Raw genomic sequence first — 17955 nt, 5'->3', positions numbered from 1 at the left:
CGGGCTGCCCGCACCGTGGTGCGGGCAGCCCGGGTCCCGTGGCGTCAGGCGGCGTCGGCGGCGGCCGCGACGATCCTGATCCGTACCCGCTCGGTCGTGCCGTTCACCGTCACGGCGAGGGTGACGGTGCCCGGCCGGAGCGCGGTGAGGGTGCCGGTGGCCGGGTCGAGGACGGCCGTGCGCCGGGGCCCCGGTCCCTTCGCGTCCCCGATGAGGACGTTCGGGGATCCGGTCCAGTCCGCCGCCAGCGGGAAGCCGACCGGGACCTCGCGGCTGCCCTGGGTGACGGTCGCGGTGACCTTCGTACGGCCTCCGGCCTGGAGCACCGGCGGTGCGTCGATCCGTACCGCGTCGACGTGCGCGCGGGTCTGGACGGAGACCCAGTCGGGTCCGCCCCGCCACGGCCGCTGCCGTGCCGCGGCCTGTTCGCCCGGTCCGACGCGGTCGGCGCCCACCAGCGACCATCCGGTGAAGCCGCCCTCGGCGGCGGGTCCGGCCGGCGCCTTCCCGGAGTTCCCGTTGATCAGATAGGGCACTCCGTCGACGTGCGAGGCGTTGAAGACCCCCACGTGGCCGCCGATGAAGGCCGCGCCCTTGCCCGTGGTGCGGCGGAAGTCGGCGAGCCACTGCTCGATCAGGGCGGCCTCCTTGCGGTCGCCGAGCTGACTGCCCTTCTGCACGGTCGGGTCGCGCGGCGGGACGTGCTGGATCAGCATCAGCGAGTCGACGCTCCGGTCCTTGGCCGCCGCGTCCAGCTGGGCGCGGAGCTGCCGGATCTGGGCGAAGCCGCCGCCGCGCAGGCCGAGGCTGGAGGTGTCGAGGGTGACGAAGCGGGTGCCCTTGTGGTCGAAGGTGCGCTGGGCGGGCCCGAACTCCTGGACGAAGTTGTCGATCCGGCCGCCCATCACCTCGTGGTTGCCCGGCACGTAGTACCAGGGCAGCGCGGACCCGAGCTCCTCGTCGAGGATCCGGTGGGCGAAGGCCAGGTCGGCGGGCGAGCCCTCGTCGACGAAGTCCCCGGCGACCACCAGGAAGTCCGGGGCGGCCGCCCTGATCTCGCGCAGGGTGCGCCGGGCCTGGGCGACGAGGGCGCTGTCCGGTTCGCGGGCGACGAACTGGGCGTCGGACATCACGGCGAACCTCCAGTCCCGGCGGCCGGTCACGGCGGCCGGGTCGATCAGCGGATCGGCGGGGGCGGCCTGTTCGGGCAGCTCGACGGTGGGCGGCACCTGGGCGGTGAGTTCGTCGATGACGATCCCTCCGGTGTACTGCTTGGCGGCCGCGGTCTCCGCGAGGTAGAAGCGGGAGACGGAGAGCGGCATGGCGGTGCCCGGCGGCACGTCGAAGGTGACCTGCCGCCAGCCGGTCCAGGTCACGTACGGACCGCGCAGCAGCTGGTCGGAGCCGGCCGCGTCCTTGAGGTGCAGGGTCGGCCAGGCACCGTTGCCGTCGCCCTTGATCCACAGCTTGAACGACTGGGGCTGGCCGGGAACGGTGACCGGCCGGGGCGGGGCGGCGTAGGCGGCGCGGGTGGCGGTGGAGAGGGTGAAGTCGTAGTCGAGCCTCAGCCCGGTGCCGGTGCGGCCGTCGGGGGTGGCGGTCAGCGATCCGTCGGCCCGTGCCTGGCTGAACTTCCAGGACGCGGCGTCGTCGAAGGAGGAGACGGCCTGTTCGGTGAGGCCGACGCTGACGGCGAGGACGGTGGTGGTGCCCGCGACGGTCGCCGTGACCAGCCCGGCGCCGGAGCCGGTGCGCGAGGCGACGGTGAACGAGCCCTGCCCGTCGTCGCGGATGTCGAAGAGCGCGCGGTCGTAGTCGAGCGTGACGTCGCGCGGTTCGACGGGAGCGCTGGTGCCGTGGGCGTCGAGCCCGACGATGCCGAAGGTGCCAGTGGCTCCGCCGTCGGCGAGGCCCACCCGCCGGGTGGTGGGCTGGATGCGGGCCAGCTCGTCGAGGACGGTGAGGGTGGCGGTGCCGCGGGCCGGTCCGTGCTGGGCGCGTACCTCGGTGGTACCGCCCGCGCGTGCGGTGAAGAGCCCGCGGGCGTCGACCGTGCCGACGGAGCCGCGGGTGGTGTTCCAGCGCGGGGCGCCCTGGGCGGGGCCGTACGTCTCGTCGTAGCCGGTCGCGGTGAGGCGCCGGGTGAGGCCGGGGAAGACCCGGTCGGGGTGGCCGCCCTTGACGGGGTCGGTGCCCGGTGCGATGGCGGCGGGGGTGCGGGGTTGGACCCAGTAGCCCTTGAGCCGTCCGCTGCCGTCGGGGGCGGTGAGGGCGAGGCCGTTGGGGACGGTGCGCTCGCTGCCGTCGGACGGGCTGTTCTCCACCTGGAGCGCATCGCTCCCGGGGGCGCGGGCGACCAGGGTCGAGGAGCCGCCGCCGTCCAGGTTGAGCGCGCTGTACGAGCCGGCCCGGCGCATCATCAGGCCGAGTTCGGTGAGGGTGACGCCGCCGCTGTCCGCCTGGCGGCCGTCGACGGTGATGATCTGCATCGCCCGGCCGTCCTTGGAGAATCCGACGGCGGTGCGGGGCGCGGCGGTGTTGTTGCCCTCGCCCTCGTGGTTCTGGGCGACGCCGTCGACGACCAGGAGTTCCCGGCCGCCGACGGCGGTGCGCGGTACGGCGCCGGAGTCGGTGCGCGCCCGGTAGGCCAGGGACACCGGGTCGCCGGGCCGGAGCGCGGCGATCGCGGCGGCGGACGCCTCCCGGCCGATCAGGAAGGTGGTCCCGTCCGGGACGGGCCCCGATCCGGGCGCGTCCGCCACGGAGACGACCCTGCCGTCCCGGACGGCCGCCTCGGCGACCGGTTTCCCGGCGTCCACGGTGAGGGCGCGGTCGGCGCTCCCCCAGGCGGAGGTGTACGCGCCGATGGAGCCGGACGGCACATTGGCGGCGTTGTACGCGGTCAGCGGTCGCCGGCCGGAGGGCAGGGTGAGCGTCCCCTCGAAGTAGAGGTCGAGGATGCGGCCCGCGCTGTCCGGGCCGATGCCGACGGCCCGGTTGATCCCGGGGGCGGGCGACTGGACGGGGACCCCGTCCTTGACGCCGATGCCTTCCGGGGCCCCGGTCTGGTTGATGTCGAAGAAGTCGGCGTTGATCGCGGCGACGGTCCGGCGGCCGGAACCGGCGTCGTGCCGGGCGGCGAGTTCGGAGACGGTGCGCCGTTCGGAGACCTTGCCGGAGGAGAGGTAGTCGGCGCGTACCCCGCTGCCGGCGAGATCGACCGAGAGCTGGTCGACCCGCAGCCACTTGTCGGATTCCAGCCGGTCGTAGGAGTCGAGCCGGATCCCGGGGGCGAGGGGGCGGGAGGCCCGCGCGGTCTCGATGCCGTCGCCGTCCGCGAGCGCCCGGGGCGACGCGCTCGGGGCGCTGCTCGCCGGGGGCGGGGCGACGGGGCGGAGGATCTCGGCGGCCGTGCCGGGACGCGGGTCGGGGTTCGGGTCCGCGAGTGCGGGCTGGATCATGCCGAGTGTCAGGGCGGACGCCGTCGCGAGGAGTACCAGCGGGCGGGCCGCGGTCCTGGGCCGTCTCGCCGCCCTCCCGCGCGGTCCGTTCGTCGTACCGACTGTGCCAAGGCCCACAAGTCCTCCTGGTTTCCCGATGGTTGCGCGGCCCGGTGCGGGCGGCGGGCGTGTCCGGCGGACAGCATGGCCGGGGCCGGGGCGGCACACCAGGGGGCATCGGGAACCTCACGGAGAACAGGCGGCGTCGGACCGATGACGTGGATGATCAAGGGCGTGCTCCGGAAGGAGCGTCGTCTGCCCGGAGGGCGGCCCCGCGGGTGCCCGGTGCGTGCGATCGCGAGGCGGAAGGCCGCCCCGGTACTTTCGAAGCACGTCCCGGAAGAGGGGGTGTCGTCGGCGCCGGTACGCCGGGGCCGGGGCGCAGACTTGACGGCATGCCATCACCGGGGCGCACCACGCGCAGTGCGGGTCTTCTGCTGTTCCGCCGTACGGGCGGGACCGGTTTCGAGGTGCTCATCGGGCACATGGGCGGCCCGTTCTGGGCGCGCCGGGAGCAGGCGGCGTGGTCGGTCCCCAAGGGGGAGTACGGCCCCGGCGAGGAGCCGGCCGCGGCGGCCCGCCGCGAGTTCGGGGAGGAGTTCGGGCACCCGGTGCCGGAGGGGCCGTGGATCGCGTTGGGCGAGAGCCGTCAGTCCGGGGGGAAGACCGTGACCGTGTGGGCGCTGGAGGCCGATGTCGACGCCGCTTCGGCGGTCCCGGGGACGTTCACCATGGAGTGGCCGAGGGGGTCGGGGGTGGAGCGGGAGTTCCCGGAGGTCGACCGGTTCGCCTGGTGCGCGCCCGAGGAGGCGGCCGGGCGGCTCGTGGCCGGGCAGCGGGTCTTCCTCGACCGGCTGCGCGAGCGGCTGGCGGAGGGGCCGGCCGCGCCCTGACCGGGGCCCGGCCCCGCCGGGTCAGCCGTGGCCGACCTGGGCGGCCTCGATGCTGCTGTGCAGGTCGTCCGTCGCGTCGAGCGCGGCGGCACCGGAGACGACCAGGCAGGCGAGCAGTACGGCGGCCGCGGCGCGCCCCGCGCGGCGGCGTGCGGGGGCGCGGCCGAGCAGGGCGGCGACCCGGCGCGGTACGGGACCGGCCGCGGCGGCGAGCGCGGCCCTCGGGCGGGTCGGTGCGGCGCTCTCGTCGGCGCGGGCGGCGAGGGCGGCCCGGCCGATGGCGCGGGCGGCGATCCGCCGGTCCCCGACGGCCGATGCCGCGGCCTCGTCGGCGCAGCGCTCCAGGGCGTACCGCATGGGGGCGCGCAGGGAGCGCAGCGCGGGGTGGCAGAGCGCGGCCGCCTCGGCGACGACGGTGAAGAGGTGGTGGCGGCCGGTGAGGTGGGCGCGTTCGTGGGCGAGCAGCGCCTCGCGTTCGGCGGGGTCGAGGGCGTGGAGCATTCCGGTGGTGACGACGATCCGGCCGGGGGTGCCGGGGCGTCCGGGGAGGGCGTAGGCGTCGGGGCGGCTGTCGGGCAGCACGGTCAGTTCACCGTCCGCCGGTCCCCCGGCCGGTGCGGCGGTCCCCAGCTCCGCCCAGTGGCGGCGGACGGTGCGGGCGACGGCGGTGGCGCAGCCGAGCAGCAGGGCCAACGCGGCGGCCGCCAGGGGGACGGCGACGGCCGGGGCGGCCCCGGCCGGGGGCCGGACCAGCTCGCCGAGGGCGGAGACGACGGAGAAGCGGGTCGCGCCGGGGACCACGAGCAGCGCCAGGGCGAGGAGGCCGGACAGGGCGAGGCCGGCGCCGGTCGCGGTGAGCAGCAGCACGGCGCGGGCGGGTGCCAGCGCGTCGGCGAGGCGACGGGCCGCGGGCACCACCAGGAACGGCATCAGCAGGGGGATCCAGACGGCGTAGATCATGGGGCCTCCCCGTCGAGCAGCTCCCGGAGCAGTCGCTCGTCCTCGTCGGTGAGCTGCGAGACGAACCGGGCCAGGACGGTGCCCCGGTCCTCGCGCTTGCGCAGTTCGCTGTGCATCCGGCGGGCGGTCAGTCCGGGCTCGTCCTCGGTGGGGGTGTAGGCGAATCCGCGGCCGGCGCGGCTGCGGGCGACGGCGCCCTTCTCGTACAGGCGGGACAGGATCGTGGTGACGGTGGTGCGGGCGAGGGAGGGGCCGATGGCGCTCTGGACCTGGCCGGGGGTGAGGGGGGTTCCGGCCGCCCACAGGGCCGTGAGGATCGTGGATTCCAGCTCGCCGGAAGGGCGGCGCTCCGGTGCGGCGCCGGGGCTCGTGGCGGCCGGGCGGGGGGTGCCGGGGGCGGGCCGGGAGGGCGGTTCGCGGTGCGGGTCGGGGGCTGTCTCCCCGTTCGGTATCCCCTTCGCCTGGGACATGGGAACTCTCCTCCCCCATCGGGCGTCTACAGTGATGTAGACCGTCTACGCCACTGTAGTCAGTCCGGGCGCCCCGTCGGCCGCCCGCTCACCATTATGGGAGACCCACCACCGTGTCCGGATTCTCACTGGCCTCCGTGCCGCTGGCGGTGAACCCGCTGGACGCGGGTTCGCTGCTCGCGGCGTTCGGCGCGCTCGGCATCGCCGTCGTGCTGTTCGCCGAGACGGGGCTGCTCGTCGGCTTCTTCCTGCCCGGCGATTCCCTGCTCTTCACCGCGGGCCTGCTCTGTGTGCCGGGCGCCCACGGCCCGGTGCACCTGTCACTGCCGCAGGTCCTGGTCGCCGCCGTGGCCGGCGCGCTGCTCGGCGCCCAGACGGGGTACTGGATCGGCGGGCGGGGCGGCCGGGCCCTGCTCGCCCGCAGCCGCTCCCGGCGGCTGCACGAGGGCGCCGCCCGCGCCGAGGAGCTGCTGGGCAGATACGGGCACGCGCGGGCGATCGTGCTGGCCCGCTTCGTCCCCGTGGTGCGTACGGTGCTCAACCCGCTGGCCGGGGCGCTCAACGTACCGGCCGGGGTGTTCGCGCTCTGGCAGGCGGTCGGCGGGCTGGTCTGGACGGTGGGGCTGGTCCTGGCGGGTTACGCGCTGGGCTCCTCGGTGCCGAACGTCGACCGCTATCTGCTGCCGATCGTCGCCCTCGTGGTCGTGGTCTCCCTGATCCCGCTCGCCGTCGAACTGCTCCGGTCCCGCAACCGCCGGGCCGCCGGGGCGGAAGGAGAGAACGGCTGATGCACCTCGCCTCCACCGCCGCCTCGTTCGACGGCGGCCTGTACACCTGGGTCACGGAGCTGGCGCAGCGCTCCCCCGCCGCCCTGGACACCGCCGTCCGCCTCTGGACGGACTACGGGCTCGCCCTGTTCGCCCTGCTGATGCTCATGTCCTGGTGGCGCTCGCGCTCCGGCGACCCGGCGCGGACCGCCATGGCGCTGAGCGCCCCGCTGGTCGTGGTGGCCGCCTTCCTCGCCAACGAGCTGGTCAAGTCCGCCTTCCACGAGCAGCGCCCCTGCCGGACCCTCCAGGTCGTGACGGTGGAGGCCTGCCCGCCGCTGAACGACTGGTCCTTCCCCAGCAACCACACCGCGATCGCGGTGGCCGCGGCGACCGCGATCTGGCTGGCCGACCGCAGACTCGGCGCGGTCGCGGTGACCGCCGCCGCGCTGATGGCCGCGTCCCGGGTGTGGGTCGGCGCGCACTACCCGCACGACGTGCTGGCCGCGCTGGTGACCGGGGTGGTCGTCGCCTGGCCGCTGACGGTCGCGGCGCGGCGCTGCGCCCCGGCGGTGGACCGGATGCGCGGCACCGCGCTGCGGCCGCTGGTCGCCACGCGGTGAGCCGGGGCCCGTGCGGACGGGCCCCGGCCGGCCGGGTCAGCCGTGGGGGAGGATGACCGCGCGACCGTTGATCTTCCCGTGGTGCAGCCGCTCGTACGCCAGCGGCGCCTCGTCCAGGGTGTACGTCTCCACGTGCACCCGGACCGCCCCGGCGCGGGCGAGGTCGAGCACCTCGGCGAGCTCGGCGCGCGACCCCCAGTACGGGGAGGTCACCGTCGTGTTGTACGGCAGGGAGCCGAAGCCGACCGGCAGCGCGCCGCCGCCGATGCCGACGATCGTGACGTCGGAGTCGATCGCGGCCGCCGCCCCGGCGGTGGCGACGGTGGGCGGGGCCCCGACAAAGTCCAGGACGACCTGGGCTCCGATCCCACCGGTGAGTTCCCGGATCCTCGCCGCCGCGCCCTCGTCGGACAGGACGGTCTCATGGGCCCCGACCTCGCGGGCCAGGGCCAGCTTCTCCTCGGAGACGTCGAGGGCGACGACCCGTACGGCCGTCATGGCCCGCAGCAACTGGATCGCGACATGGCCCAGCCCGCCCGTGCCGATGACCACGGCGGTGGCGCCGGGGACCAGCTTGGGCAGCGAGCGCTTGATCGCGTGGTACGGGGTCAGGCCCGCGTCGGTGAGCGGCACGGCCTGCACCGGGTCGAGTCCGCCGAGCGGCACCAGGTGGCGCGGGTCGTCGACGATCATGTACTCGGCCATGGCGCCGGGGGCACCCAGTCCGGGCGGGGCGATGCCGAGCTCCTTGGCGCGCAGGCAGTAGTTCTCCTTGCCCTCGGCGCACTTGACGCAGGTGCCGCAGCCCCAGGGGCCGTACACCGCGACGGCGTCGCCGACCGCGAGCCCGCTCACCCCGTCGCCGAGCGCGGCGACGGTGCCCACGCCCTCGTGGCCGAGGGTGAGCGGCAGCGGGAACGGGATCTGCTCCGCGGGCCAGCTCATCACGGCGATGTCGGAGTGGCAGACGCCCGCGGCGGTGACCTTCAGCAGCACCTGGCCGGGACCGGGCTCCGGGTCGGGCACGGTGACGACCTCGGGCGCCGCGCCCACGGTGCGGTACTGGACGGCCTTCATGGAGTTCTCCTCACGTTCGATCTCTGCACGACTTCACCCCCGTTGCCCCCGTGCGCCAATCAGGCGGCGGAGTAGCCGCCGTCCACCAGGTGGTAGCTCCCGTGGACGAAGGAGGCACGGTCGGAGAGCAGGAAGGCGGCCAGTTCGGCGACCTCCTCCGCCGTGCCGAGCCGTCCGGCCGCGTGGAGCGAGATCAGGTGCTCGCGGGCCGCGCTGTCGGTGTTCCGGAGCAGCGGGGTGTCGATGAAGCCGGGGCCCACGGCGTTGATCCGGACGTTGCGGGCCGCGTATTCGAGGGCCGCCGTCTTGGTCAGGCCGACCACGCCGTGCTTGGCGGCGACGTACGCGGGCGATCCGGCGAAGCCGTTGGTGCCGAGGATCGACGACATGTTGACGATGGCGCCGCCGCCCGCCTCGACGATGGCGGGGAGTTCGTAGCGCATCGAGTAGAAGACGCCGCTGAGGTTGGTGGCGACGACCCGGTCCCAGTCCTTGACCTCGTAGGCGCCGGTGGGGTTGGAGGGTCCGGCGATGCCCGCGTTGTTGACGGCGAGGTGCAGGGCGCCGAAGGTGTCGACGGCGAACCGTACGCCCGCTTCGACGGAGGCGGGGTCGGTGACGTCCAGGGCGACGGCGGCGGCCTCGGCCCCGGTGCCCGCCAGCTCGGCGGCGGCCTCGCGGGCACCCGCCTCGTCGTAGTCGGCGACGACGACGGCGGCGCCGCCCGCGGCCAGCCTGCGGGCCAGCGCCAGGCCGATGCCGGAGGCACCGCCGGTGACGAGGGCGGTCCGGCCGGTGAACTCCTGGTCGGCGGGGGTGGGGGTGGTGCTCATCGGTCTCTGCTTTCTTCGGTGGTGCGGTGTGGTGCCTGCCCGCCGGGAGGCCGCGTGAGCAGCTCCCCGGCCAGGGCGTCGAACGCCTGTCCGATCAGTCGGGGCAGGTCGTCCGGTCGGTCGGCGCGGGCCCAGGCCGCCTGGGCCGCGAGGAGCGCCCCGGCGCCCGCGGCGACCGCGACGGCGGGGCGGAGGTCGTCCCGGGCGTCGACGCCGAGCCGGTCCGCGAGGATGGCGACCGAGTCCTCCTGCGCGTCCACCCGGATGTGGTGGAACGCCGCGTAGAGGGTCGGCTCCCGCTCGGCGAGGACGACCAGCTCGAAGATCCGCTCACGCCGGTGCCAGGCCGGGGTGTCGGGGTCCTCCAGCCAGTCCTCCACGGCCCTTCGGTAGGCGGTGAGCGGTGGCTCATCGGCCGGGCGGGCCCGCAGGGCGTCGTTGATCCGGTCGCTGTCGCCCCGGATCGAGTCCAGGACCGCGGCCTCCTTGCTCGTGAAGTACCGGCTGAAGGTGCGCCGGTCGACGTCCGCGCGGTCCGCGATCTCCTCGACCGTCACGCTCCTCAGGCCCCGGTCGAGCACCAGCTCGAAGGCGGCCCGCGCCAGCGTGTCCCGGGTCCGGCGGGCCTTGCGGCCCCGCCGCTCCGGGCTCTTCCGTTCCGGATTCATACATGCACCGTACACCTAAAAAATGTCCCACCGCGACATGAGTCCCGGCGGGACATTCGATCGTGCGGCGCGCCGCTCCGGGCCGCCCCTACCGGCCGCCGAACGCCTCGGCGGACCGGCGGGCGCCGTGCCCGGCCGCACCGCCGCGGGCGGGGTCACCGGCCACCGCCCGGCGCAGGGCGAGTGCGGCGATGTCGTCCCGCCGTACGCCTCCGGAGAAGGAGTCCAGGTCGGCGTCGAGCTCCGTCAGCACGTCGTACGGGGCCCGTTCCGCCCAGCGGCCCAGTCGGGCGTCGAGCGGGTAGAAGGCGCCGGAGGCGTCACGGGCCTCGGTGACCCCGTCGGTGCACAGCAGCAGCGTGGCGCCGGGCGGGAAGTCCAGCCGCTCGGCGGCCCTGCCCTCGTGGCTGAGCTCCGCCATGCCCAGCGGCACGGAGGTGTGACGCAGCGGTACGGCGGCGGCCACGCCCCCGTGCAGCAGCCGGGGCGGCAGATGGCCGCAGTTGACGGCCTCGACCCGGTCGCTCCCGTCGAAGCCGAGCACCAGGGCGGTGACGAAGCGTTCGGTCTCCCCGGTCTGGGCGGAGAACGTGTTGTGCCGGGCGACCGCGTCCTCCAGGGCGTCGACCACGCCCGTCAGGGCGGGCTCGCGGATGGCCGCCTCCCGGAAGGCCCCGAGCACGGCGAAGCCGGCCCCGATCGCGGCGACCCCCTTGCCCTGGACGTCCCCGATGATCACCCGGGTCCCGTAGGGCGACTGGACGACCTCGTAGATGTCGCCCCCGACCAGGCGGTCCTCCTCGATCGGGGTGTAGATGCCGTGGGCCAGGACCTGGTCGGTCAGGATGGGCAGCGGGCGCAGGATCTGGCGCTGGAGGGCGACGGCGGCGGAGCGCAGCCGGGCGATCTGGGTGGCGTGCCGGACGCGCAGGACGCAGGCGCCGATGCCCAGGCAGCAGGCCAGCACGGTGAAGACGATGCCGGTGAGGACGTCCCCGCGGGAGCCGCCGGTCGACAGGTGCGATCCGGTGACGACCAGCATGATCAGGAGGGATACGACGGCGGTCTGCCGGATCGTCCCGAAGACGGAGACGAGGGCGGGGACCACCACCAGCAGCGGCACCAGGCGGAGCTCACCGGCGGTCCGGACGTCCACCAGGACGAACACGGCCGTCAGCAGGGCCAGGATGCCGAACAGCACAGGGTTGCGGACCCGTGGCGCGCGTACGGCCTCCTCCCCCGCGTCCGTCCCCGGGAGCACCGCTCCGGGTACGGAGAACAGGCGTCGAAGCCCGATCCTCACGGCCGACTCCTCCCGGGACCCGCCGGCCCGGTGCCGGCACTCCTTACCAGTGCACCCCGCATCCGGGCGCGGCACACGAGTCGTAGGGCCTTCCGGTCCGCGCCGAAGGTCCCGAGAACCGGACCGTCCGGCCGGGCGGGGTGTCCGGCAGAGGCCGGCCGGACACCCCGGGCCGGGGTCAGCGCACGGCCGCGGCGGGGCGGTCGCCGTCGGAGGCCGACAGGTCGGAGGCCGGCCGGTCCGGGGCCAGCGCCCCGAGGAAGGACGTGCGGCGGCGGAGCACGAACCCCATGGCTTCGTAGAGCCGGACGGCATTCGTGTTGGCGGCGGCCGCGTGCAGGAACGGCGTGTCGCCGCGCTCCTTGATCGCGTGGGAGACGGCACGCACCAGTCCGGTGCCCAGGCCCTGCCCGCGCACGGACTCGTCGGTGCAGACGGCGCTGATCTCGGACCAGCCCGGCAGGACCATCCGCTCGCCCGCCATGGCGACGAGCACCCCCTCGCGCCGCACCCCGAGGTAGGTGCCGAGCTCGACGGTGCGGGGCAGGAACGGGCCCGGCCGGGTCCGCTCGACCAGGGCGAGCATCTCCGGTACGTCGGCGGGGCCGAGCCGCACGGCGCCGGGGAAGGATTCGGTGGCGACCCCGGCGTCGACGAGCTGGACGCCGTCGATGTCGAAGACGACCTCCCAGCCGTCCGGCGGCGGCTCGCGGAAGGCGGTGATGCTGATGGCGCCGCCGGGCCCGACCAGGGCCGCCGCGTCCGCCCAGTCCCGGGCCTCCGGCTCGTCCGGGAGGGCGACCCACGGGGCCACGTCCACCGGGTAGCGCAGGATCCGGCCACGGCGCTCGGCGAACCGGGCGTGCGGCCCGGTCAGCGCGGCGCGGACCGGGTTGTCCAGCGGATGCGTGCCGTCCGGAGCCCTCACCGGGCCACCTCGATCACGGTCTTGCCGCGTGCGTGGCCCTGCTCCACGGCGCGCAGCGCGTCGCCCGCCCGGGTGAGCGGGTAGGTCCGGTCGACATGGGTCCGCAGCACGCCGTCCTCGGTGAGCCGCGCCAGCGCTTCGAGGACCGCCGCGTTGCGGGCCCGCCGGACGGCCGCGCCGCCGAGCTCCACCACGAGCTGCTTGTCCCCGATGCCGATCAGGCCGGCCGGGTCGTCGAGCAGGGCCGCCGCGGCCCGCAGGGTCTCGCCGCCGACCAGGTCGACGACCGCGTCCACCCCTTCGGGGGCCGCCTTCCGCACCCGCTCGGCGAGTCCGGGGCCGGACGCGACGTGCACCGCGCCGAGCGACTCGACGAACTCCTTCTTGGCCGGGCTCGCGACGCCGACCACTCGGACGCCCCGGTGTCGGGCGAGCTGGATCGCGGCACTGCCGACCCCGCCACCGGCGCCGGTGATCAGCAGGGTCGCCCCCGCCGCCAGGTCCAGCTGGTGGATCGCGTCGTACGCGGTGGCCGCCGCGACCGGCAGCGTCGCCGCGTCGGTGAAGGACAGCCCGGCGGGCTTGTGCGCGGTGACGGCGACGGGCAGCAGCGTGTACTCGGCGTAGCCGCCGGTCACCGGGTTGCCGAAGACCTCGTCGCCGACCGCGAAGCCCTCGGTGTCCGGACCGACTGCCTCGACCGTCCCGGCGGCCTCGCTGCCGAACACGGTGGGGAAGGGCTGCGGCTCGCTGCCGGGCCTGACGTACCCCGTGCGCAGTTTCCAGTCGACCGGGTTGACCCCGGCGGCCCGGACCGCGACGAGCAGTTCGCCCGGTCCGGGTACCGGTTTGTCCTGCTCGGCGAGGGCCTCCGTCTCGGGACCGCCGTAGCGGGTGAACACATACGCCTTGGGCATGGGCTTCCTCTCTGCTGCCGCAGGGCACCGGCTGGGCGGCCGCACCGGCCGCCCAGCAGCGGCAAGTCCCCCGCCCGCCCGGGTATTCCCAGGTTCCGGTTCCGTCGGGTGCCCGGTGGGGCCGGGAGCCGCGGGGCGGGACCGTCGATTTCGACTCAACTAGCGCCGCATATGCGCCGGTCGGCCCCGTACCGCCCCCCGGCTGTGGCAGTCTGAAGGACGACCGCCCCACCGGGCTCCCCCGTACCGGTGGGGCGGTTGCGCTGTCCGCACGGCCCCGCCCGGCGGCCGGTCGACGCGTACGGCGATTCCCGGCCATCCTGGGGTACACGGCCCGGCCAGGCACCGGTCCGTCCGCATGGGTGCCGCGTCCCTGGGCATGTGCATACACCTCACGGGCTACGACCAGGGGAGCGTGACGGAATGAGGGCGCACACTGCGCGGACCGCCGGTGCGGAGCGAGCGGAGGGTGCCCGGCCCGGACCGCCGCCGGCCTCCGTCGGCGACATCGGCGGCCTGCCGTGGATCGAGGACGCGGGACGGGTCGCCCCCGCCGACGCCCGCGAGCTGTCCCGGCTCTTCTTCGACCGCCTCCAGAACCTGGAGGAGGGGACCCCCGCCCATCAGTACGCGCGCAACACCCTGATCGAGATGAACCTCTCGCTCGTCCGGTTCGCCGCGGGCCGGTTCCGCAACCGGGGCGACGACATGGAGGACATCGTCCAGGTCGGCACCATCGGGCTGATCAAGGCCATCGACCGGTTCGAGCTGTCCCGCGAGGTCGAGTTCACCTCCTTCGCGGTCCCTTACATCACCGGGGAGATCAAGCGGTTCTTCCGCGACACCACCTGGGCGGTCCACGTGCCGCGCCGCCTCCAGGAGCTGCGGGTCGACCTGGCCCGGGCCAAGGAGGCGCTCCTCACCGAGCTGGACCGGGAACCCACGGTCCGGGAGCTGGCCGAGCGGATGGGGCTGGGCGAGGACGAGATCATCGAGGGCATCGTCGCGGCCAACGGGTACGCGGCGGGCTCCCTGGACGTACCGGCCGACGCCTCGGACGCGGGGCGGCTCCGCGCACCGGCGCGCACCTTCGCGGAGGTGCTGGGCGGCCCCGACCCGGCACTGGAGGCGGTCGAGAACCTGCACACGCTGGCCCCGCTGCTGGACGGCCTGGACGAGCGCGAGCGCCGCATCATCGACCTGCGTTTCGGCCATGAGATGACGCAGTCCCTGATCGGTGCGGAGCTCGGCATCTCGCAGATGCACGTCTCGCGGCTGATCAGCCGGATCCTGCGCAAGCTCCGCGGCGGGCTGCTCGTGGAGGAGTGAGCCGGGCCCGCTCAGCGCTGGCGGAGCGCTCCTTCGCGCACGGCGGCGTGCACCGCCCTGGCGAGTCGCGCGCCCCAGCGCGAGCGGGGTCCCGCGAAGGGTTCGGCGGGCCCCGCCCCCGGGTCCGGGGCGGCGACGCAGACGGCGTCCGTGGGGGTGCCCGAGCAGTCCAGGCCCGCGTCCAGAAGCGCCTGCACCTTCGCCTCGGTGGCCGTGGCGACGGCGTTGACGAGCGCGGCGTCGGAGAGCGGCGCCGGGACGGTGACCACGATGTTGACCGTGCCCGGGGGCGGCGGGCCGTCGATGCCCTCGGCCGGGGCCGCGGCCCAGCCCCGTACCCCGAGTCCGCAGGTGGCGGTCGCGGTCACCCCGCCGTCGGCCGCCACGGTGTACGCGGTCACGTCGGCGGCCGTCATCAGCCCGGCGCCGGGGCCGGTGAGCCGTTCGGCGGCGGCGATCTCCGCGAGGTGCCGGTCGGGGTCCGTCCGCGGGTAGCCGCCGGGCACCTGGGCGTTGAGGATCCACTCACGCGGGCCGATGCCGCCACCGAGCACCGCGCTGCCGCAGACCCGCCACCCCGGGCCCAGCCGCCACACCAGATGGTGCAGCTCCGCACCGTCCTCGTGCCGGGCGAGCAGTTCGCCGCGCTGTCCGGGCAGCAGGCTGCGTACGGTACGGATGGGACACTCCCGGTGGCTCGGCGGGGCTGCGGCCGACGTTCTCCGCCGTCGGCCCGGTGCGGGAGGCCAACGTACCCCGCGCCCGTTCGAAGCCGGCCACCACCGTGCACCGGCCGGATCCGGCCATCGAATCACCCGAATGGCGCAACGCTTCGGCCGGGTGTCCAAGCCCGTCGCGGGCCGCCGTCGCGGACCGGGCGGACGGCGGACGGCGGGAGCGGCGCCTCACCCGGTTGCACCGTCCATCCGGGTGAGGCGCGATGGAGTACGGACGCGCCTCCCCTGGCGGCCCCCGCCGCAGGACGCGCCCGGAGGAGGAGGAATCGACCATGGCAGCCGCTGACGGTTTCACGGATTCCGGAGAACTCGACGGCCTGACGGTGTACGACACCGACGGTGAGAAGGTCGGCACCGTGGGCCGGGTGTACGTCGACGACAACACGGGCCGGCCGGACTGGATCACGGTCAAGACCGGCCTGTTCGGCATGAAGGAGAGTTTCGTCCCGCTGGCCGGGGCCCGCCGGGTGGGTTCCGATCTGCACATCTCGCACCCGAAGACCCGTGTCAAGGACGCGCCCCGGGTGGACGCGGACGCGCATCTGTCCGTGGCCGAGGAGGAGGAGCTGTACGACCACTACGGTCTGCCCAGGAACACCACCGCCATGAGGCCCCGCGGCCGCACGGACACCGCGACCGGCACCGGTACGGGCACCACGGCCATGGGCGCGGCCGGCACCACCGGGACCGGCAGGACCACGCCGACCGGAATGCCCGGGGCGACCGGCACCCCCGGCCGGCCGATGCACCACGAGACCACCGGGACGGCCGCGACCTCCCGTCCCCTGGCCGGTGCCGGAGCGGGCCCCATGCGCTCCGCCGGCGAGCCGGGCGGCAAGGGCGAGATGATCCGCTCCGAGGAACAGCTGCACGTCGGCACCGAGGAGTACGAGAGCGGTAGGGCACGCCTCCACAAGTACGTCGTCACGGAGAACGTGACCCGGACCGTGCCGGTGACGCACGAGGAGGTACGGCTGATCCGGGAACCGCTCCGCCCCGACGAGAAGACGGCGGCGCAGCACCCGGACATCCGCGAGCAGGACGTGGAGGTCACCCTGCACGCGGAGCGCGCGACCACCAGCAAGGAGACCGTGCCCGTCGAGCGGGTGCGGATGGAGACCAGGAAGGTGACCGAGCAGAAGGAGGTCTCCGCGGAGCTGCGCAAGGAGCAGATCGACTACGCGGACGGCACGGACATACCCGGAAAGGGCATGGGCGGCGACTTCGGTCGCGGCCGCCGCCGCTGATCCGGCCCTCCGGTCCGCACGTTTCCGCGGGTGGTGCACGGGGGGGGTGGCCGGTGGTACGCCGGGCGGTGTTCCCCCCGTCGCACCACCTGCCGGATGCCTACGGACGCTGGAGAGCGATCACGGCGTTGTGTCCGCCGAATCCGAAGGAGTGGCTGACGGCCCGCCGGATGGGCTGCCGCAGCGGTTGTTTGACGACGCAGTCGATGTCGAACTCGGGCGACGGGGCGTCGAGGTTGGCGATCGGGGGCACGACGCCCCGCTGGAGCGCGAGGACGGTGAGCCCGGTCTCGATCGCCCCGGCCGCCCCCATGCAGTGCCCGAGAACACCCTTGGGGGCGGTGACGGGCGGCCGGTGCGGGAAGACGCGGGAGATCAGGGCGGCCTCCATGGCGTCGTTGGCCGTGGTCGCCGTGCCGTGCGCGTTGACGTGGTCGACGTCCTCGGCGGCCCAGCCCGCGTCGCGCAGTGCGGCCTCCACCGCCGCCTGGGCGATCCGCCCGGAGGGGTGGGGACTGATGGGGTGGTGGGCGTCGGTGGTGGCACCAGTGCCCGCGAGCAGGGCCCGGGGGGCCGCGCCCCGGGTCCGGGCATCGTCCGCCCGTTCCAGGACCATGACGGCGGCGCCCTCGCCCAGCACCAGTCCGGCCCGGTCGGCCGCGAAGGGGCGGCACAGCCCGGCCGGGTCCCCGTCCCGCTGCGCGCCGGCACCGGACCTGGCGAACCCCGCCATCGCGACCGGGTAGACGATCGACTCGGTGGCCCCGGCGAGCGCGATGTCGCACTGTCCGCTGACCAGCAGGTCGCGGGCGACGGACAGCGCGGTGACGCCGGACGAGCAGGCGGTGCACGGGGCCATGCTCGGCCCGGTGGCCTTCATCTGGATCGCGATCTCGGCGGCGGGCATGTTCGGGATGGTGAGCAGGATCGCCGAGGGCGAGGTCGCTCCGGCCCCGAGCCGGTCGAGCACCACGGCCTGCTCGGTCAGCGAGGTGGATCCTCCGCTGCTGGTGCCGACGATCACCGCGACCCGGGTGCCGTCCCACCGTGCCGGATCGAGCCCGGCATCGGCGACCGCCTCCCTGGCGGCGAGGATGGCGAGCTTGACGTACTTCCCCATACGGAAGGCCGCCCGGCCGCCGATCGCGGCGTCCAGGTCGATGCCGTCGACCACGCAGGCGAAGTCGATCGCGCACCCTTCGAGCCCGGCGACGGTACGCGCCGGCGACACGCCCGCGCACACCCCCCGCCACGTCGATTCGGTGTCGTTGCCGACCGGGGTGATCATGCCCAGACCGGTGATGGCGATGTCCGGCCTGCTCATCGGGCCTTGCTCATCGCTGCCTCGCCGCCCAGCCGGACCCCGCCGGCCGCCGCGTCCATGAACCGGGTGATGTCGGCCAGTGTGGCGCCCTTGGGGAACTGCTCGAACTCCCGGTCGCAGCCGGTCGCCTCCCTGATGAGCACGGCGAACTCTGCGACGGCGAGGGAGTCCATCTCCAGGCTGTCCATGGTGGAACTCGGGTGGATCTCCGCGGCGGGCACTTTGAAGGTCTGCGTCAGCACCTCGGCGATCCTCGGGTGAATCGTACTCATGTTTCTTTCTTTCCATCGTTCGGTAAGGACTGCCGGGACGGCGGCGAAACCATCCCGACGCCGGATCAACTGGATGGAGTGCGTCCAGTTACGCCTTGCGCCGAACC

17 protein-coding genes are annotated in these 17955 nt (G+C 74.8%); 5 read left to right on the top strand and 12 right to left on the bottom strand.

What is annotated here, in order from left to right; all coding sequences use genetic code 11:
• Window positions 1-44 precede the first annotated feature (44 nt).
• Window positions 45-3461, bottom strand: a complete 3417-nt coding sequence (locus tag ACWC97_RS15935) for a phosphodiester glycosidase family protein (protein WP_450649770.1) — start codon at window positions 3459-3461, stop codon at window positions 45-47.
• A gap of 434 nt (window positions 3462-3895) precedes the next feature.
• Between ACWC97_RS15935 and ACWC97_RS15930 the strand changes: the two genes are divergently transcribed.
• Window positions 3896-4393 carry an NUDIX domain-containing protein gene (locus ACWC97_RS15930; protein ID WP_352277950.1) on the top strand — a complete coding sequence of 166 codons (498 nt, stop codon included), beginning with the start codon at window positions 3896-3898 and terminating at the stop codon, window positions 4391-4393.
• Window positions 4394-4414: 21 nt separating this feature from the next.
• Here ACWC97_RS15930 and ACWC97_RS15925 read toward each other — a convergent pair whose 3' ends face one another.
• Both ACWC97_RS15925 and ACWC97_RS15920 read right to left on the bottom strand, forming a co-directional pair.
• Entirely contained in the window at window positions 4415-5353 is a 939-nt protein-coding gene (locus ACWC97_RS15925; protein ID WP_450649768.1) for a M56 family metallopeptidase, read from the bottom strand.
• Window positions 5350-5682, bottom strand: coding sequence for a BlaI/MecI/CopY family transcriptional regulator (locus tag ACWC97_RS15920; RefSeq protein ID WP_352278028.1), 333 nt, complete (start codon window positions 5680-5682; stop codon window positions 5350-5352). The genes ACWC97_RS15925 and ACWC97_RS15920 overlap by 4 nt, the downstream gene beginning before the upstream one ends.
• A gap of 254 nt (window positions 5683-5936) precedes the next feature.
• Here ACWC97_RS15920 and ACWC97_RS15915 point away from each other — a divergent pair, with 254 nt between their 5' ends.
• A complete protein-coding gene (locus ACWC97_RS15915) occupies window positions 5937-6611 on the top strand; it encodes a DedA family protein (RefSeq protein WP_450649766.1) in 675 nt (224 codons plus the stop codon).
• On the top strand, window positions 6611-7213 hold the full coding sequence (locus tag ACWC97_RS15910; protein ID WP_450649764.1) for a phosphatase PAP2 family protein: 603 nt from the start codon (window positions 6611-6613) through the stop codon (window positions 7211-7213). The genes ACWC97_RS15915 and ACWC97_RS15910 overlap by 1 nt, the downstream gene beginning before the upstream one ends.
• Before the next feature lie 36 nt (window positions 7214-7249).
• Here the strand turns inward: ACWC97_RS15910 and ACWC97_RS15905 are convergent, their stop codons facing one another.
• The 6 genes from ACWC97_RS15905 to ACWC97_RS15880 form a co-directional block, all read right to left on the bottom strand.
• Window positions 7250-8290 carry an NAD(P)-dependent alcohol dehydrogenase gene (locus tag ACWC97_RS15905; RefSeq protein WP_352277944.1) on the bottom strand — a complete coding sequence of 347 codons (1041 nt, stop codon included), beginning with the start codon at window positions 8288-8290 and terminating at the stop codon, window positions 7250-7252.
• A gap of 59 nt (window positions 8291-8349) precedes the next feature.
• Window positions 8350-9123, bottom strand: a complete 774-nt coding sequence (locus ACWC97_RS15900) for an SDR family NAD(P)-dependent oxidoreductase (RefSeq protein WP_352277942.1) — start codon at window positions 9121-9123, stop codon at window positions 8350-8352.
• Window positions 9120-9791 carry a TetR family transcriptional regulator gene (locus ACWC97_RS15895; protein ID WP_450649761.1) on the bottom strand — a complete coding sequence of 224 codons (672 nt, stop codon included), beginning with the start codon at window positions 9789-9791 and terminating at the stop codon, window positions 9120-9122. Before ACWC97_RS15895 ends, ACWC97_RS15900 begins: the two co-directional genes overlap by 4 nt.
• A gap of 88 nt (window positions 9792-9879) precedes the next feature.
• Entirely contained in the window at window positions 9880-11094 is a 1215-nt protein-coding gene (locus tag ACWC97_RS15890) for a PP2C family protein-serine/threonine phosphatase (RefSeq protein ID WP_385212485.1), read from the bottom strand.
• Between the two features lie 178 nt (window positions 11095-11272).
• Window positions 11273-12022, bottom strand: a complete 750-nt coding sequence (locus ACWC97_RS15885) for a GNAT family N-acetyltransferase (RefSeq protein ID WP_450649759.1) — start codon at window positions 12020-12022, stop codon at window positions 11273-11275.
• Window positions 12019-12939, bottom strand: coding sequence for an NADP-dependent oxidoreductase (locus ACWC97_RS15880; protein WP_450649757.1), 921 nt, complete (start codon window positions 12937-12939; stop codon window positions 12019-12021). Before ACWC97_RS15880 ends, ACWC97_RS15885 begins: the two co-directional genes overlap by 4 nt.
• A gap of 423 nt (window positions 12940-13362) precedes the next feature.
• On the opposite strand from ACWC97_RS15880, the gene ACWC97_RS15875 reads away from it, so the two are divergent.
• The gene (locus ACWC97_RS15875; RefSeq protein ID WP_450649755.1) at window positions 13363-14268 is read left to right on the top strand and encodes an RNA polymerase sigma factor SigF; all 906 of its coding nucleotides are present in this window, start codon (window positions 13363-13365) and stop codon (window positions 14266-14268) included.
• Window positions 14269-14279: 11 nt separating this feature from the next.
• Here ACWC97_RS15875 and ACWC97_RS15870 read toward each other — a convergent pair whose 3' ends face one another.
• Window positions 14280-14864, bottom strand: a complete 585-nt coding sequence (locus tag ACWC97_RS15870; RefSeq protein ID WP_450649753.1) for an adenosylcobinamide amidohydrolase — start codon at window positions 14862-14864, stop codon at window positions 14280-14282.
• A gap of 413 nt (window positions 14865-15277) precedes the next feature.
• Here ACWC97_RS15870 and ACWC97_RS15865 point away from each other — a divergent pair, with 413 nt between their 5' ends.
• The gene (locus ACWC97_RS15865) at window positions 15278-16252 is read left to right on the top strand and encodes a PRC and DUF2382 domain-containing protein (protein WP_352277933.1); all 975 of its coding nucleotides are present in this window, start codon (window positions 15278-15280) and stop codon (window positions 16250-16252) included.
• A gap of 100 nt (window positions 16253-16352) precedes the next feature.
• Here ACWC97_RS15865 and ACWC97_RS15860 read toward each other — a convergent pair whose 3' ends face one another.
• Together ACWC97_RS15860 and ACWC97_RS15855 are read right to left on the bottom strand one after the other, a co-directional pair.
• Complete coding sequence (locus ACWC97_RS15860) at window positions 16353-17576, bottom strand: beta-ketoacyl-[acyl-carrier-protein] synthase family protein (RefSeq protein ID WP_450649750.1); 1224 nt, start codon at window positions 17574-17576, stop codon at window positions 16353-16355.
• Entirely contained in the window at window positions 17573-17848 is a 276-nt protein-coding gene (locus tag ACWC97_RS15855) for an acyl carrier protein (protein WP_352277930.1), read from the bottom strand. The genes ACWC97_RS15860 and ACWC97_RS15855 overlap by 4 nt, the downstream gene beginning before the upstream one ends.
• Between the last annotated feature and the right edge of the window lie 107 nt (window positions 17849-17955).

The organism is Streptomyces sp. NPDC001108, from assembly GCF_053598535.1.
This window is presented reverse-complemented; position numbering and strand designations above follow the sequence as displayed.